The sequence below is a fragment of the Gammaproteobacteria bacterium genome (assembly GCA_035279405.1).
Lineage (GTDB): Bacteria > Pseudomonadota > Gammaproteobacteria > Natronospirales > REEB76 > REEB76.
The window spans coordinates 1-15,216 of record DATEHU010000052.1 but is presented as its reverse complement, the minus strand read 5'-3'; the positions used below and the strand labels follow the sequence as shown (position 1 = coordinate 15,216).

Here is a 15,216-nt window from a genome sequence, read left to right as displayed (position 1 = left end):
AATTTTGACGGCGGCGGCGGGGGTGGCGGCGGCGTCATGCGCGACGGCCGGATCTCCGCAAACCGCAGCCGCAGGCCCAGTTCCACGGTACGGTCCGGAGGAATCTGGTAGAAGTCGGTGGCACGGATGGCATTGCGCGACATGTAGGAGAACAACCTTTCGCGCCACGCCATCATCGTGGGCATGTTGCGCGTGGGCACCAGCGTTTCCCGACCGATATAGTAGGTGGTGGTATCCGGGTCAATGTTGAGGCCAAAATCCCGCGCACGCCGCAGTGCCTGCGGCACATTGGGAATCTGCATGAAGCCGTAATGCGCAAGCACGCGGTAAAAGCCAAGTTCCAGCCGCTCCACCTGCAGGCGGCGCTGCGGATGCACGAACGGCACGTCCTCGGTAAGCACGGTGAGCAGCACCACCTGCTCGTGCAGCACCTGATTGTGCTCCAGGTGATGCTGCAGCATGGGCGGCGTGCCGAGATTGGGCGCAGTCATGAAAATCCCGGTACCGGGCACGCGCACCGGCTGCAGACTGCGGATATGATCCAGAAAAGCGTCCAGCGGCTGGGTACTGGCGCGCAGCCGGTCAATGAGATTCTGCCGTCCGGTGGCCCAGGTGGTCATGATGGTGAAGCCCACCAGTCCGACCAGCAGCGGAAACCAGCCGCCATCCCAGATTTTGAAGATGTTGGCGAGGAAGTAGACAAAATCCACGATGAGAAAACAGCCGATGATCGGCGCCACCACCGCCATGGGCCAGCGCCAGTGCTCGCGCATGACGAGAAACAGCAGCATGGTGGTGAGCAGCATCGTGGAACTCACCGCCACGCCGTAGGCCGCGGCGAGGTGTTCGGAGCTTTTGAATCCGAGCACGATCAGGATCGTGGCGATACCCAGTATCCAGTTGAGCGAGGGAATGTAAATCTGGCCTTCCTTGTCCGCCGAGGTGCGCACAATGGTCAGGCGCGGGCTCTGTCCGAGCTGGATGGCCTGGCTCATGAGCGAGAACGCACCGGAGATGATCGCCTGCGAAGCAATCACGGCGGCGGCCGTGGCCAGCACCACCATGGGATACAGGAACCAGGACGGCGCAAGATTGTAGAACGGCTGCGCCACGGTCTGGCCGGGATGCGCGAGAATCGCAGCGGCCTGGCCGAAGTAATTCAGCAGCAGCGCCGGCATTACATAGAAAAACCACGAAAAGCGTATCGGTGCCTTGCCGAAATGCCCGACATCCGCATACAGCGCTTCCGCACCGGTGACGCACAGAAACACTGCGCCCAGCACCACGATGTCGGCGAAACCGTGATGGAAAATGAAATCCAGCGCATACGCCGGATTTATGGCCACCAGCACCGCCGGATACTGGATGATGGCAATCAGGCCCAGCAGTCCGATGACCACAAACCAGATCATCATGATCGGCCCGAATACAAAACCTACGCGTCGCGTGCCGTTCTTCTGGAACACAAATAGCAGCAACAACACAATCACGGTGACCGCGATGATCACCGAGCGGCTGATCGTCGGGGTCGCGACCTGCAGACCTTCCATGGCGCTCAACACCGAAATCGCCGGCGTGAGCATGCCGTCCCCGTACAGCAGCGCGGCTCCGAACACCCCGATCGCGACCAGTACGCGCGAGCGCTTGCTGCGCCGCAGGCGCCAGGGATCGAGCAACGACAGCAGCGCCAGTATGCCGCCTTCGCCCTTGTTGTCGGCGCGCATGACGAACACCTGGTATTTGATGCAGACGATGATGATCAGCGTCCAAAGTACCAGTGACACCACGCCGAGCACGTTTTCCGGCGTCATGCTGAGTCCATAGCCGCCGGAAAACGCACTCGACATTACGTACAGCGGACTGGTACCGATGTCGCCGTATACCACCCCCAAGGCGCCGAGACTCAGGCCCAACAAACGCTTGCGGCCCGCGGTGTCGCCGTTAGCGATGCCGGATCGCAGGCCGTGGCTGACGCTATATGATTCCGGCTTGTTCACTCAGCGCCTCGCCCGTCCGGCCATACCCAAAACACAACCGGCCGGTCTCATGCGAGCACCAGCCGGTACACCTCGATGGATCGTTGCTGAAGATTTCTGCGGCGCTAGCGCCAATTTTTGTACGGTTTCGGGCGCGCATTGTACGCCCAATACCCAGGCGCGCTCAAAATCACGGTTTCCCGTGCGGCTGCAAACAGGCCGCGGGCGGTGGCATAAGCGGCAATTGGCGTCCCCAGGGGGATTCGAACCCCCGTTACCGCCGTGAAAGGGCGATGTCCTGGGCCTCTAGACGATGGGGACGAGGCGGAAAAACGTCTCCGAAATCACCATAAGTCGACGCAAGTGGTGAGCTCGCTCCCGACCAGACTATCAGGCGAAGCATCGCTTCGCCCCGCCGAGTGCAGCGACAGGGACGTCGCGGCCGGTAGGCGCACCATGGACGGTCAATTAACCCTCCACACAAACATTTCTACGAGCAGGTCAAATCTGCTGCTACTCGTCGAAGCACTGCTTCGCCCCGCCGAGTGCCCGGACAGGATGTCCGGGCCGGACTGCGCGCCAAGGGTTCGTCGCACCGCGACGAACGAGCCGCCGTGGATGGCGGCTCCGGACTTCGCACCATGGATGGTTCTGTGCCAACCAAGATTCCAATCCTGGTGGAGCTAGCCGGGATCGAACCGGCGACCTCCTGCATGCCATGCAGGCGCTCTCCCAGCTGAGCTATAGCCCCACGCGGGGCGCGTATTTTCCGGCCTGCCATGCGGGCTGTCAATCAAATCGCTGCTGCGTCAGGCGTTTGGCGTCCTGATCCAGGCGAGCGCGCGATCCAGTCGGCGCAGCGTGACATCACGGCCGAGGATTTCCAGCGTCAGGTCTATGGGCGGCGACACAGTGCCACCGGATACCGCGACGCGCAGCGGTTGTGCAACCTTGCCGAGCTTCCCGCCTGCCGCGGCAGCGATGTCGTCCAGAATTGTGTGAATGGTCGTGGCCGACCAATCACCGAGCGCGGCAAACCGCGCGCGCAGCGCCTCGAGTGCCGGCAGGGATTCGGCCGTGAGCTGCTTGCGCGCCGCTCCTGGTTCGTATTCGGCAAAATTCTGGAAGAAGAACCGGCTGTGCTCCGCCATCTCCTTGAGCGTCTTGACGCGCTCCGCTTGGGCACGCACCACGGCAGCCAGCTTGGCGGCATCATCGGTCTCGATACCCAGTCGCGACAGATGCCAGCGCAACTCGGCCGCGAGCCGCTGCGGATCGGCGCTTTTGATGTACTGCTGGTTCAGCCACAGGAGTTTTTCGGGATTGATGGCCGAGGCCGACTGATTCACGTCGCCCAGCTCGAAATACGCGATCATCTGTTCACGCGTGAAGATTTCCTGGTCGCCGTGTGACCAGCCGAGACGCACCAGATAATTCAGCAGTGCCGCGGACAGAAAGCCGTCCTCGCGGTATTGCATCACGCTCACCGCACCGTGGCGCTTGGAAAGCTTGGCGCCATCCGGGCCCAGGATCATCGGCAGGTGCGCATACTCGGGCGACTCCGCCCCCAGCGCCTTGAAGATGTTGATTTGGCGCGGCGTGTTGTTCAGATGATCGTCGCCGCGGATCACATGCGTGATGCGCATGTCCATGTCGTCTACAACCACGCTGAAATTGTAGGTGGGCGCGCCGTCCGAACGCTGGATGATGAGATCATCGAGTTCCGCGTTGTCGAATACCACCCGGCCACGTACCAGATCATTCACCACCGTCTGGCCGGTCTGCGGATTCTTGAAGCGCAATACCGGTGCGACACCGGGGCGCGGCTCGTGGCGCCCGCGGCAACGTCCGTCGTAGCGCGGCTTGCGCTTGTGCGCCAGCTGTTCGGTGCGCATCTGTTCGAGTTCCTGCTTGGTGCAATAGCAGTGATACGCGTGCCCCGATTGCAGCAGCTGGGCGGCTACCTCGCGATAGCGGTCAAAGCGCCGCGTCTGATAATACGGGCCCTCATCAGGCCTGAGCTCCAGCCATGCCATGCCGTCGAGAATGGCCTGCACCGCCTCGGGCGTGGAGCGCTCGCGATCCGTGTCCTCGATACGCAGCACGAACGTGCCGCCGTGATGGCGTGCGTACAGCCAGCAGAACAGTGCGGTGCGCGCGCCGCCGATGTGCAGGTAGCCGGTGGGACTCGGAGCGAAGCGGGTGCGGACAGTCATGCGGGGTACGGGAGGTAAATCCGGGTGCGCATTTTACACGCGGGCGGCTGCTTCAGGCGCGGAAATGCAGCAATTGGTCCAGCAGGGTATCGGTATTGATGTCTTCTCCGCTCAAGGCCATGGCCAGCAGTTCGCCGCCCAGAACCTGCGGCGACACGATGAGATCCGGGCGCACGCGCTTGACGCTGGCCAGGTTGCGGCTGTGATGCACCACGGCCACGGTCTTGACCTTTTCCGCCAACTCGCGCATGGCCAGCACCACGAAAGCGTTTTCAGCGTCGTCCTCGCTCAGCGCCAGCACGGCGCGTGCGCGTTCGGCGCCGGCACGGCGCAGCACATCCAGATCGCTAGGGTTGCCGGTCACGACGTCGAGTTCGATGTCCGTCTCCGCGCGAGCGGTCGAGTCGTGGATGAAAGTGACTTGCTGGCCGCGCGCACGCAACTCTTTGCAGGTGTTGTAACCCAGTGGCGTCTTGCCGACGATGACGTAATGGTCGCTGCGCTGCATTTTTCGCTCCCCGGGCCGCAAAAGCGAGGCAATCCGCCCGTTGATGACCGGAACCAGGATGGCTCCCAAGGATACGGCAAATATGGCCACCGCCAGTATGATGAACGAGACGACGAACAGTTTGGCTTCGATGGTCTGCGGCGTGATGTCGCCGTAACCCACGGTGGTCATGGTGACCACGGAAAAATACAGCGCGGTTGCGAGATCGGTGATCGGCGGCTTGAATTCCGCGCCCAGCTCATAGCTACCGAACACCGCGTACGCCAACAGCAAGGCGATGCTGGTAACCGCGAACAAGGTGCCGGCAGCCACGCTGCTGCGCTGGAAACTGCGATACGCGGCGAGCGTGGCCACCAGCAGGATCGCGTTGGCGGCCAGCATGTAGCCCGACGTCGCGGAATAATCCGCGATGCCGAGCGCCAGATCCGTGGCCAGAATCAGCAGCACGATCACCCAGGCGAGCCGCGAACGCAACTGCAGGCCGATGGCCATGATGATCAGAAATACCCCGATCACGATGGCGGGTACGCCGTGCGCCACCGAATGCATGAGCGCTGCGGACTGCACCGTACCGCCGGCATTGATCAGATGCAGGCCCAGGGCGCGGGGAATCTCCGGGGAAATCCTCAGCAGGCCAAAGAGCGCGACCGCAACAGCCAGCGGCGCCCGCGGGAACCACAAATCCAGATGCAGATCGTGCCGCAAACCCGCATACACGCGCTGCATGCGTGCGGGCAGGCCCGCATCGGGAAGCTTGGCAAAATCAGCAGGACGTTTCATGCGGCGCGGCCGGGCGAGCCGGAATCAATGCACAGGGTTACCTGTAATACCAGGTGAGCGCGGCCTCCAGACGGTTGCCGTTATTGGTGTGTTCAGCGGACACCGTCAGGGCCGCGGTGCGGCCGCCAAAGATCAGGCCGAGCCGCTCGCCGAACGGACGGCGGCCGAAATCGGTATTGCGCTCGGTGAGAATCGCCGCTGTCAGCCCGATAAAGCTCGACAGCTGGCTCTGGAAACCATAGCTCAGGCGCCAGTAGTAATCGCGGGCACCGCCCAGACTTCCGCTCAGTTGATCGCGCAGATACGACAGGTTCACGTAAAAGGATGTCGAGGCGTTGTACTGCTGATGGGCGCCGACGCCCAGGCCCGCAAGATCGTGGCTGCCGGGCAGACGGTCGAAATCCATTGAGTTCCATTCGCCGAACAGATACACCTGATCGGGAAAATCATAGGCGAATCGCAGGCCATTGCCCGCCGACAGACTGTTGAACGCAAAGGATTGTTCGGACAGACGATCAACCTGCAGATAACTGTAGCTGAACACATCCTGCGGCGTCGCGGGCTGCGCTGGCGCCGAGGACTGATCGACGCTCGGTTGCAGCGACTGACCCTGCGCGGGACTCGTCTGTTGGGCGACACACGCCAGTGGCCAAATCAGTATCACACAGGCGCTGCACAGTCCTGCAATTGTCTTCGACATGACGCACCTCTTTGAGCGTGATCGGTGGACGTTGGCGGGCCCGGGGCGCATCAGTTTAGCCCATCCGCGACCGTCACACGAGAAATACCAATGCCAGCAGTCCCACCGATGTCAGAACCACGGTGAACGGCAGCGCCATCCACACCATGCGCAGATAGGACAGCCGCAGCAGCGGTGCCACCCCCGAGGTCAACAGAAACAGGAAGGCCGCTTGGCCATTGGGCGTGGCGATGCTTGGAATATTGGTGCCGCTGTTGATGGCCACGGCAAACAACTCGAACTGCGCGCGGCTGATGTGGTGCGCTAAAAACACATCCTGCGCCTGCTTGATATACACCGTAGCCACAAACACGTTGTCGCTGACCGCGGACAGCAGGCCATTGGCCACATACAGCAGCGCCAGTTGCGCGCGGCCCTCGAAATGCAGCACCCAGTTGATCACCGGCGTGAATAAATCGGCCTGCTGAATCACCGCCACCACCGCGAAGAACACCACCAGCAGGGCGGCAAACGGCATGGCCTCGTGAAATGCCTGACCCAGGCGCTTCTCCTCGGTGACACCGGTAAAGGCCGTCACGGTCAAAAGCAACGCCAGGCCGATGAGCCCGACTTCCGCGAGATGCAGCGCCAGCGCGACTATCAACAACAAACCGGCAACGGCCTGGATCGCGATAATCACGCGCTTGCGTGTCATGTCCTGATCCAGACCGGTGCGCGCATGCACATGCAGTATTTGACGCACGCTGTCGGGTAGGGCCGCGCCGTAACCAAACAGCCGCGATTTTTCCAGCACCACCACCAGGCACAACCCGGCCGCAATCACCGGCAGCGCCACCGGCGTCATGCGCCGCACGAACTCGCCGAAATTCCAGCCCATGATGTCGCCGACCAGCAGGTTTTGCGGCTGACCCACGAGCGTGTACACGCCGCCCAGGGTCGTGCCCACGGCCGCGTGCATCATCAGGCTGCGCAAAAACGCGCGGAACTGCTCCAGCTCCTTCGGGTCCAACTGGCTCCCGCCGGATGCGGCCGTGCGCTGATACACCGCGTAAAAACCGCCTACGACGGTGATCACCACGGCAATTACCGTCAAGGCATCGAGAAACGCGGCCAGAAACGCCGCTACCAGGCAAAAACACAAACTCAACAGCCACTTGCGTCGCAGGCCGAGCAACAGCCGGGTAAATACCGCCAGCAGCAAATCTTGCATGAAGAAAATCCCGGCCACCATGAACATCAGCAGCAACAGCACCGGCAAGTTGTGCGCCACCTCCTGATACACGGCGCTCGGACCCGCCATGCCGATGAGCACGGCTTCCAGCGCCAGCAATCCGCCGGCCTGCAGCGGATAGCATTTGAGGGCCATGGCGAGCGTGAAGATGAACTCCACCACCAGCAGCCAACCGGCCGTGAACGCGCCGGCGGCGAAAAACACCAGCGGATTGACAATCAGAAATGCGAGCACACACAGCTTGTACCAGCCGGGCGCAGCACCGAGAAACAGGCCGTGCAGGCTGTGCCACACACGCATGGCTCAGCGCCCCTGCCTACGCATTCACTCCGTCCACAGGCACTTGCCGCTGCGCTTGCGGATGGCGGCAAGACGGTCACGATGCGCCTGAAATTCCTGGTCGGATGCATGAATCACGGCCAGGGAAATCCCCGTGCGATCCACGGGTAGCGGCGTACTGGCGTGCGTGCCGGATTTTCCGGCAGACGCATCCAGCGACAGGCTGGCTTGCCCGCCGGTCATGGCCAGATACACCTCGGCCAGCAGTTGCGCATCCAGCAACGCGCCGTGATATTCACGCGTGCTGTTGTCCACGTGATAACGCTTGCACAAGGCGTCGAGGCTGTTCTTCTGACCGGGATGCAGCCCGCGCGCCAATTCCAGCGTGTCCAGTACGCGGCATTGGCGGGTGATGTCCGCCTGCGCGTCACCCAACCGGCGCAATTCGCTGTTGAGAAACGCGACGTCGAAAGCCGCGTTGTGGATCACCAGCTCCGCGCCCTCGACAAACTTGAGGAACTCCGCGGCAATCTGCGCAAACCGCGGTTTGCCCGTCAGAAACTCCTCGCTCAGGTTGTGGATTTCGGCGGCGCCGGCATCCACGCCGCGCTCCGGATTTATATATTGATGAAAGTTGCGCTGCGTGACGCGTCGATCAAGCAGTTCCACGCACCCGATTTCGATGATGCGATGTCCCTCGGCGGGCTCGAGTCCGGTGGTCTCGGTATCCAGAACCACCTGTCTCATGCGTTGCTCCCCGCGCCCAGCATTGCGTCAATCGCCGCGTTGGCCAGCTGGTCCACCATTTCGTTGTACGGGTTCCCGGCATGCCCGCGTACCCAGCGCCATTCGATCGCGTGTCCGGTCGTCGCCTGGTGCAGCGCCTGCCACAGGTCGAGATTCTTGACCGGCTTCTTGCCGGCGGTCTTCCAGCCGCGTGCGCGCCACGACGGCAGCCACTCGCTGATCCCCTGCTGCACGTACTTGGAATCCGTGTACACCACGACGCTTGCCGGGCGCGTGAGCGCCTGCAATGCGGACAGCGCCGCGGTCAGTTCCATGCGGTTGTTGGTGGTTTGCGCTGCGCTCCCCTGCAGGGTTTTTTCGTGTGCGCCGCTGCGCAGAACCGCCGCCCAGCCCCCCGGACCGGGATTGCCGCGGCACGCACCGTCCGTATAGATTTCCACCGAGTCCATCCCGTCACCGTGCCGTTGGATTGGCCACATCCACGAACGCGCGTTTGGGCGTGACATGTCTGAGGCGCAGCGGAGTCACGCCGAATACACGCTTGCGTGCCACCAGCATATAGGCGCCGGCGGTGATGCGCCAGCGCCAGCGATCCAGAAATGCACTGCGCACCAGCAGACCGCGCGCAAACGGCGGACGGAAGAGATAGTGACGCACGTGCACGGTCTCGAACCCCAGCACCGCCAGCCATTCACGCAGGCGTCGCACACCCACGTAGCGTCCCGCCCATGGCGTCGGAGCGCCTGCACGCTGCTGCAATGCCCAGCAGCCCCAGGGGTGAAATCCGAGAATGACCAGGTGTGCTTCGCCGACCATTACCCGCTCCGCCTCGCGCAAGACACTGTGCGGATCGCGTGCGTGTTCCAACGTGTGCGGCAACAGCATGGCATCCACCGCATCGGTGGCCAGCGGCAACGCCTCGGGTTCGGTGCGCACCTGCAACGCGGCGTCGGGCTCCGGAGCCAGCACGAACTGCGCGCGGATCGGGCTGGCATGCAACAACCCCCCTGCCGGACCCCACATGCCCACTTGCACCAGAAAATAACCAAACATCGTCGGCAGCGCTTCGGCCAACACAGCGCGCTCCTGGCGCAACAGATAAGCACCGGTGCGTTCCGCAAACCAGGAATTCCGCCGCCTCAGCGTGCTGCAGTCCGTCATTTCAATCTGTCTCCGGCCGCCGGGACACTAGCACAAGCCTGTGCGGTTTGGCGGCCGCGGCCGGCTTGGTTACCATGCCGGCATGCGCTTCAATCTGATACCGCTGCCCGCACTGCGTGACAATTACATCTGGCTGCTGGCCGGCGAGCAGGCGGCTATCGTGGTGGATCCCGGCGAGCCCGGTCCGGCACTGCGGGCGCTTGCGGACCGGCATTTGGTCCTTGCGGCAATTTTCATTACCCATCATCACGCCGACCACATGAGCGGCGCCGCTCGTCTGGCCGCAATCAACGGCTGTCCGGTGTACGGACCGGCCCGCGAGTCCATCGCCGCGGTAAATCACCCGATGCAAGCGGGGCAATGCGCGGAAATTCCCGCGCTCCAGGCCCGTTTCCAGGTGCTCGACATCCCCGGCCACACGGCCGGGCATATCGCCTACCACGGCCACAATATAGTATTCTGCGGCGACACGCTGTTCAGCGCCGGTTGCGGTCGCCTGTTCGAAGGCAGCGCAGCGCAAATGAGCCAATCTCTGGGCAAACTTGCGGCATTGCCGGATGCAACCAGCGTGTGTTGTGGACATGAATACACCGTGGCCAACCTGCGCTTCGCGCAGCTGGTCGAACCGCAGAACCGGGAGATACGCACATACGCCGCACAAGCCGCGCAGCGGCGCCGGCAAAACCTGCCCACGTTGCCTTCAAATTTGGTGCGCGAGCGGCAGGTGAACCCGTTCTTGCGCTGCCGTGAACCCGCGGTGATCGCCGCCGCGACCGGACATGCGGGACATACGCCCGCAGACGAGATCGAGGTGTTTGCCGTGATTCGAAGCTGGAAGGATACCTTGACCTGAAGGAACTGCTGCCAATGACCCGACGCACGATTTCGCTGTTGCTGGTGTGCGCCTCGGCTTTGGCCGGCGTCGGTTGTGCGTCCATGAATCACTCTCCCGCGGTTGCGGCGGCCAGCCACACGCCGCCTGCCGTGGCCGTGACCTCGGCTGCACCGCCTGCCAGCAGCGTGGCGACGCCGGTCAATGTGAGCGGCACTCCCATTCCGGATCTCAACGACAACTCGCCGCTGATTGAGTGGGAAAACCTCAATATCACGCCAGCGCAAACCGAATATGCCGATCTCTGGGATTACCTCGGCAAGCATTTCAGCCTGTCGGCGGCTGAGGGCGATGGCCGGGTACAGAACGAGCTGAGTTGGTACGCACAACACGGCGCGTACCTGGAGCGGGTTGCCAATCGCGCGCGCCCTTATCTGTATTACATCGTGCAGCAAGTTGAAGCGCGCAAAATGCCGCTCGACATCGCACTCTTGCCGGTGGTGGAAAGCGCTTTCGATCCGTTCGCCTATTCCAACGGTCGCGCTGCGGGCTTGTGGCAGTTCATTCCCGGCACCGGACGCAGCTGGGATCTCAAACAGGACTGGTGGTATGACGGCCGCCGCGACGTGGTGGCCTCGACGCGCGCGGCGCTGGATTATCTCGAGTACCTGCACGGCCAATTCCACGATGACTGGCTGCTGGCGCTGGCGGCCTACAACTCCGGCGGCGGCACGGTGCAGCGCGCCATTGATTACAACGCGCGCCGCGGCCTGCCGACGGATTTCTGGCACCTCGACCTGCCGGCCGAAACGCGCGCGTATGTGCCCAGGCTGCTGGCCATCTGCCAACTGGTCGCCACGTCCGGGCACCTCGGCGTGACCCTGCCGGCGATTCCCAATCAGGCCTATCTCGCGCAGGTGAACGTCGGCGGCCAGATTGATCTGGCGACCGCCGCCAAACTCGCCGGCATCACCACCCAGCAAATGTATCTGCTGAATCCCGGCTTCAACCGCTGGGCCACCGACCCTTCAGGTCCAACCACCCTGCTGGTACCACTCGACACGCAAACTCAATTTGAAACGGCATTCGCGCACCTGCCGGCGCATGACCGGGTGCAATGGGCCACGCACCGCGTGCAGTCCGGCGACACGCTGGGGGCAATTGCGCGCCGCCATCACACCACAGTGGCGGTGATTCGCACGCTCAATGGCCTGCACGGCAACATCCTCCATGTGCATCAGGTGCTGCTCATCCCGGTGGCACGCAAGACCTTGGCGGACGCCACGCTGGTGGCGGAAGCCCGCTTGGCCCGCCGGCATGGCCCTGGCCGCGATCGCTACGAGCCCGGCGGCCGTATCGTGCACCATGTACACAGCGGCGAATCGCTGTCGACGATTGCGCGCCGCTACGGCGTCAAGGTTGCACAATTGGCGCAATGGAACGGGCTCAATCTGCACAGCGTGCTGCACGTTGGTCAGAGATTGACGATCCACCAGCAACACGCGCAGGTTCTGGATACCGCCTATGAATTGCCGGCCGGCGCGCCTGACACCCAGCGCGTGGTGTATTACCGGGTGCGCAGCGGCGACTCGCTATCCTCGATCTCGGCGCGCTTCAACGTGAGCGTGGTGCAGATTGCCGGCTGGAATGGCATCAACACCGCAGACTATCTGCATGCCGGTGAACGCCTGAAACTGTACGTGGACGTGACCGACCAGTCCACCAGCAGTTGATCCGCAGGCGCTCCTCACCGGTCCGGCGTTCAGCTTACCGCAGGATACTTGCATGGCTTTGCTTTCCGGAAAACGCGCACTGATTGTCGGCCTGGCCAGTGAGCGCTCCATAGCCTATGGCATAGCCGCCGCTTTCAAACGCGAGGGCGCGGAGCTGGCGTTTACCTATCAGGGCGAGCGCCTGCGCGAACGGGTCGAGGTCATGGCCCGGGAATTTGGCTCGACGCTGGTGTTCCCCATGGATGTGGCGAGCGACGGCGAAATCGACGCCGCCTTTGCGGCGCTGCAGCGTCAATGGAGTGCGCTCGACATCCTGGTGCATTCGGTGGCTTTCGCACCGCGTGAGCAGTTGAGCGGCAACTATGCCGACGTGGTCACGCGCGAGGGGTTCCGCATCGCCCACGACGTCAGCGCCTACAGTCTGGCGGCGCTCGCCAAGGCCTCCCGGCCGCTGATGCGCGCACACCCCTCGGCCATCCTCACCTTGACTTACCTCGGCGCGGTACGCGCGATTCCCAACTACAACGTCATGGGCCCGGCCAAGGCCAGTCTGGAAGCCAACGTGCGTTTTCTCGCCAACGCTCTCGGGCCCGAAGGCATCCGTGTCAACGGCATCTCGGCCGGTCCCATCAAGACTCTGGCGGCGGCCGGCATCGGGCGCTTCCGCAGCATTCTGGAACATGTACAGAACATGACGCCGCTGCGCAGGAATGTGACGATCGAAGACGTCGGCAACGCCGCGGCGTTTCTGTGTTCCGAAATGGCGGCCGGCATCACCGGTGAAATCCTCTATGTGGATGCCGGCTACAGCCATGTGGGCATGAACTTGAATTGAGCGGCGCGCGCCACACTAGTCTGCAAACTACATGGCCATGACCGGCATTGACCGCACACGGTGCACATGCACCCGTGGATTTATTCCTGGATGTTTGCGGAATTAATCTTGACCTTGGCGTGCTGACGCAAGGTTTCAAGATAGGCAAAAAACTCGGCCTGTGCATTCGCACGCATGAGTTGCTGCAGCCCGGCAATGCGCTGTGCCTTGTCCCAGCCGGACACGCCGCCTGTCTTCATCGCCGATACTTCAAACACCGCCTGATCGCCTCCCGGGAGCGTCACCACGCCGGCCCGGAGTGCTTTGTTGCCGGGTGGCGGGGCTGCAAACGCCGCGCTCAGCACCGCTGCGGGCACGCTCGCATCGTTGCGCGTCACGAATTTGCCCGGGGTGAATTTGAGCTGGAAACTGGCGGCGACCTGCGCCGCAGATTTACCGGAATCGAGCGCGGCCTGCACCTTGCCGGCAACCTTGCGTGCCTGCTGCATGGCCTGCTGCTGCTTGAGCATGGCGCTGATCCGGTCGCGCACCGCGGCCAGCGACTCCGGCGTGCTCGGCACATGGCCTTGTACGCGGATCACCACCACGTGATTCGGGCCGATTTTTATCGGATCGCTGTTGTTGCCCTGGGTCAGGACTTCGTCACTGAAAGCCTTCTGGCGCACTGTGGGGTCCGCGGCAATACCGCTGCCGTTGTCGCGCGTCACATTGTTCACGGTTTGAATCGGCAGATTGAGCTGCTTGCTCACCGCCTGCAGCGAGTCGGGGTGCTCGTAGGCCAGATTCGCGAGCTGATCGCCGAGCGCGAAGTATTCGTCATCCGCTTTCTTCTGCTGGTATTGCGCCAGCAACTGGCTGCGCACCTCGGCAAACGACTTGGTACTGGGGGCACGGATGCCATCCAGCTTGATGATGTCGTAGCCGTCCGCAAGTTTTACCGGCCCCACCAGGCCTCCGACCTTGGCAATGCCGAACAGCGCATCCTCGAAACTCTTGTCGGTGCTGCCGCGGGTAATCCAGCCCAGGTTGCCGCCATTCGCGGCTGAACCCGCATCGTCCGAATACTGCCTGGCCAGCGTGGCAAAGTCCGCACCCGCCTTGAGCTGCTTCAGGATGTCTTGCGCCTTGGCGTTGGCGGCGGCATCCGTTTTGGCGTCCTTTCCGCCCACTGCAATCAGAATGTGCTGGGCTTCACGCGCTGCCCCCTGTCCGAAAGATGCAAGCTGCTGCTGATACAGGGCCTGCAGTTGCTCGTCCGTGGCGGTCACACTCTTCGCCAATTGCGCCTCGTCCAGTTCCACATATGCCAGCGTGAGCTTCTCGGGCGTCATGAATTCCTTGGCGTGCGCCTGGTAATACGCGGCTAATTCCTGCCCGGAAACCGTGGCCGATTTCAGGTAAGGGGCCGCCGCAATCGTAAGGTAGCCGATCTCGCGCTCCTCGCCCTGCACCTGCTGGTTGATCTCCAGCTGCTGCGGCGTGGCGAAGGCACTCAGCATGACGGCATTTTGCAGTTGCGTTACCACCAGATCCTGGCGTTCGCGCTCTTCGAAAGCCGCCGGTGTCAGCCCATTTGCGGTCAGCGTGGCCTGGTAAGCCTGGGTCGAGAATTTGCCGTCCACCTGAAAGGCGGGAATCTGCTGTACGGCCGCCACCAGATCGGCATTGCCGATGGCGTAATGCTGCTTGGCCACCTGCTGGTCGAGCAGGGTACTGTTCACGAGCTGGCGCAGCACCTCCTGGCGCAGCTGCTTTTCGTCGATCATCTCCGGCTTGAAGGCCGCGCCCAACTGTTGCTGCATCTGTTCATAGCGCCTCTGGTAGGCTTGCTGGAAATCCTGGGGGGAAATCTCGCTGCCGTTAACTTTGGCCACCGAAGTGTCGGTGGAGGCGGAAAAATAGGAATTGATGCCCCAGAGCGCGAACGGACCGATGATCAGCACCAGGATGATGCCGGTCAGCCATTTGGGGATATTGTCGCGAAATGCCTGTATGACCATCGCTGCACGACCCTCGGCGCCGGACACTCCACCGGCCAACAGAAAAGGGCGCCACGCGGGCGCCCTGGGAAAGGACTTGGGTATGGCGGAGTGGACGGGATTCGAACCCGCGACCCCCGGCGTGACAGGCCGGTATTCTAACCAGCTGAACTACCACTCCGCAGCAGCACTCCGCAGCGCCTGGTGGGTGCTGAGGGGTTCGAACCCCCGACCCTCGC

At 62.7% G+C, this 15,216-nt stretch carries 11 protein-coding genes, 3 tRNA genes and 1 pseudogene; 3 read left to right on the top strand and 12 right to left on the bottom strand.

All coding sequences use genetic code 11. The features are described from left to right. Window positions 1-65: 65 nt before the first annotated feature. From VJR90_10925 to VJR90_10880, 10 genes and pseudogenes are all read right to left on the bottom strand, one after another. Window positions 66-1,949: pseudogene (locus VJR90_10925) on the bottom strand (potassium transporter Kup). A 272-nt stretch (window positions 1,950-2,221) separates the two neighbouring features. Further along, window positions 2,222-2,297, bottom strand: a tRNA-Glu gene (locus tag VJR90_10920). Between the two features lie 354 nt (window positions 2,298-2,651). After that, a tRNA-Ala gene (locus tag VJR90_10915) sits at window positions 2,652-2,727 on the bottom strand. 58 nt (window positions 2,728-2,785) lie between these two features. Further along, entirely contained in the window at window positions 2,786-4,192 is a 1,407-nt protein-coding gene (gene gltX, locus VJR90_10910; GenBank protein ID HKV97981.1) for a glutamate--tRNA ligase, read from the bottom strand. 52 nt (window positions 4,193-4,244) lie between these two features. Then, window positions 4,245-5,480, bottom strand: a complete 1,236-nt coding sequence (kch, locus tag VJR90_10905) for a voltage-gated potassium channel protein (GenBank protein HKV97980.1) — start codon at window positions 5,478-5,480, stop codon at window positions 4,245-4,247. A gap of 37 nt (window positions 5,481-5,517) precedes the next feature. Further along, complete coding sequence (locus tag VJR90_10900) at window positions 5,518-6,180, bottom strand: hypothetical protein (protein HKV97979.1); 663 nt, start codon at window positions 6,178-6,180, stop codon at window positions 5,518-5,520. A gap of 73 nt (window positions 6,181-6,253) precedes the next feature. Then, window positions 6,254-7,711: a sodium/proton antiporter NhaB gene (gene nhaB, locus VJR90_10895; protein ID HKV97978.1), complete on the bottom strand. Its 1,458-nt coding sequence runs from the start codon at window positions 7,709-7,711 to the stop codon at window positions 6,254-6,256. Window positions 7,712-7,735: 24 nt separating this feature from the next. Then, on the bottom strand, window positions 7,736-8,437 hold the full coding sequence (gene dnaQ / locus VJR90_10890) for a DNA polymerase III subunit epsilon (protein HKV97977.1): 702 nt from the start codon (window positions 8,435-8,437) through the stop codon (window positions 7,736-7,738). After that, window positions 8,434-8,886 (bottom strand): ribonuclease HI, encoded by a 453-nt coding sequence (gene rnhA, locus VJR90_10885; GenBank protein HKV97976.1) that lies wholly within the window; start codon window positions 8,884-8,886, stop codon window positions 8,434-8,436. Before rnhA ends, dnaQ begins: the two co-directional genes overlap by 4 nt. Window positions 8,887-8,890: 4 nt before the next feature. Then, on the bottom strand, window positions 8,891-9,598 hold the full coding sequence (locus VJR90_10880) for a methyltransferase domain-containing protein (protein ID HKV97975.1): 708 nt from the start codon (window positions 9,596-9,598) through the stop codon (window positions 8,891-8,893). An 82-nt stretch (window positions 9,599-9,680) separates the two neighbouring features. On the opposite strand from VJR90_10880, the gene gloB reads away from it, so the two are divergent. Genes gloB through VJR90_10865 form a run of 3 tightly spaced genes read left to right on the top strand, consistent with a single transcriptional unit; the run spans window position 9,681 to window position 12,998 of the window. Continuing rightward, on the top strand, window positions 9,681-10,451 hold the full coding sequence (gloB, locus tag VJR90_10875; protein HKV97974.1) for a hydroxyacylglutathione hydrolase: 771 nt from the start codon (window positions 9,681-9,683) through the stop codon (window positions 10,449-10,451). Window positions 10,452-10,465: 14 nt separating this feature from the next. Beyond that, window positions 10,466-12,163: a LysM peptidoglycan-binding domain-containing protein gene (locus VJR90_10870; GenBank protein HKV97973.1), complete on the top strand. Its 1,698-nt coding sequence runs from the start codon at window positions 10,466-10,468 to the stop codon at window positions 12,161-12,163. 52 nt (window positions 12,164-12,215) lie between these two features. Continuing rightward, window positions 12,216-12,998, top strand: a complete 783-nt coding sequence (locus VJR90_10865) for an enoyl-ACP reductase (protein HKV97972.1) — start codon at window positions 12,216-12,218, stop codon at window positions 12,996-12,998. An 80-nt stretch (window positions 12,999-13,078) separates the two neighbouring features. Here VJR90_10865 and VJR90_10860 read toward each other — a convergent pair whose 3' ends face one another. Further along, the gene (locus VJR90_10860) at window positions 13,079-14,998 is read right to left on the bottom strand and encodes a SurA N-terminal domain-containing protein (protein HKV97971.1); all 1,920 of its coding nucleotides are present in this window, start codon (window positions 14,996-14,998) and stop codon (window positions 13,079-13,081) included. 83 nt (window positions 14,999-15,081) lie between these two features. Further along, window positions 15,082-15,158 (bottom strand) — tRNA-Asp (locus VJR90_10855). Window positions 15,159-15,216 lie beyond the last annotated feature (58 nt).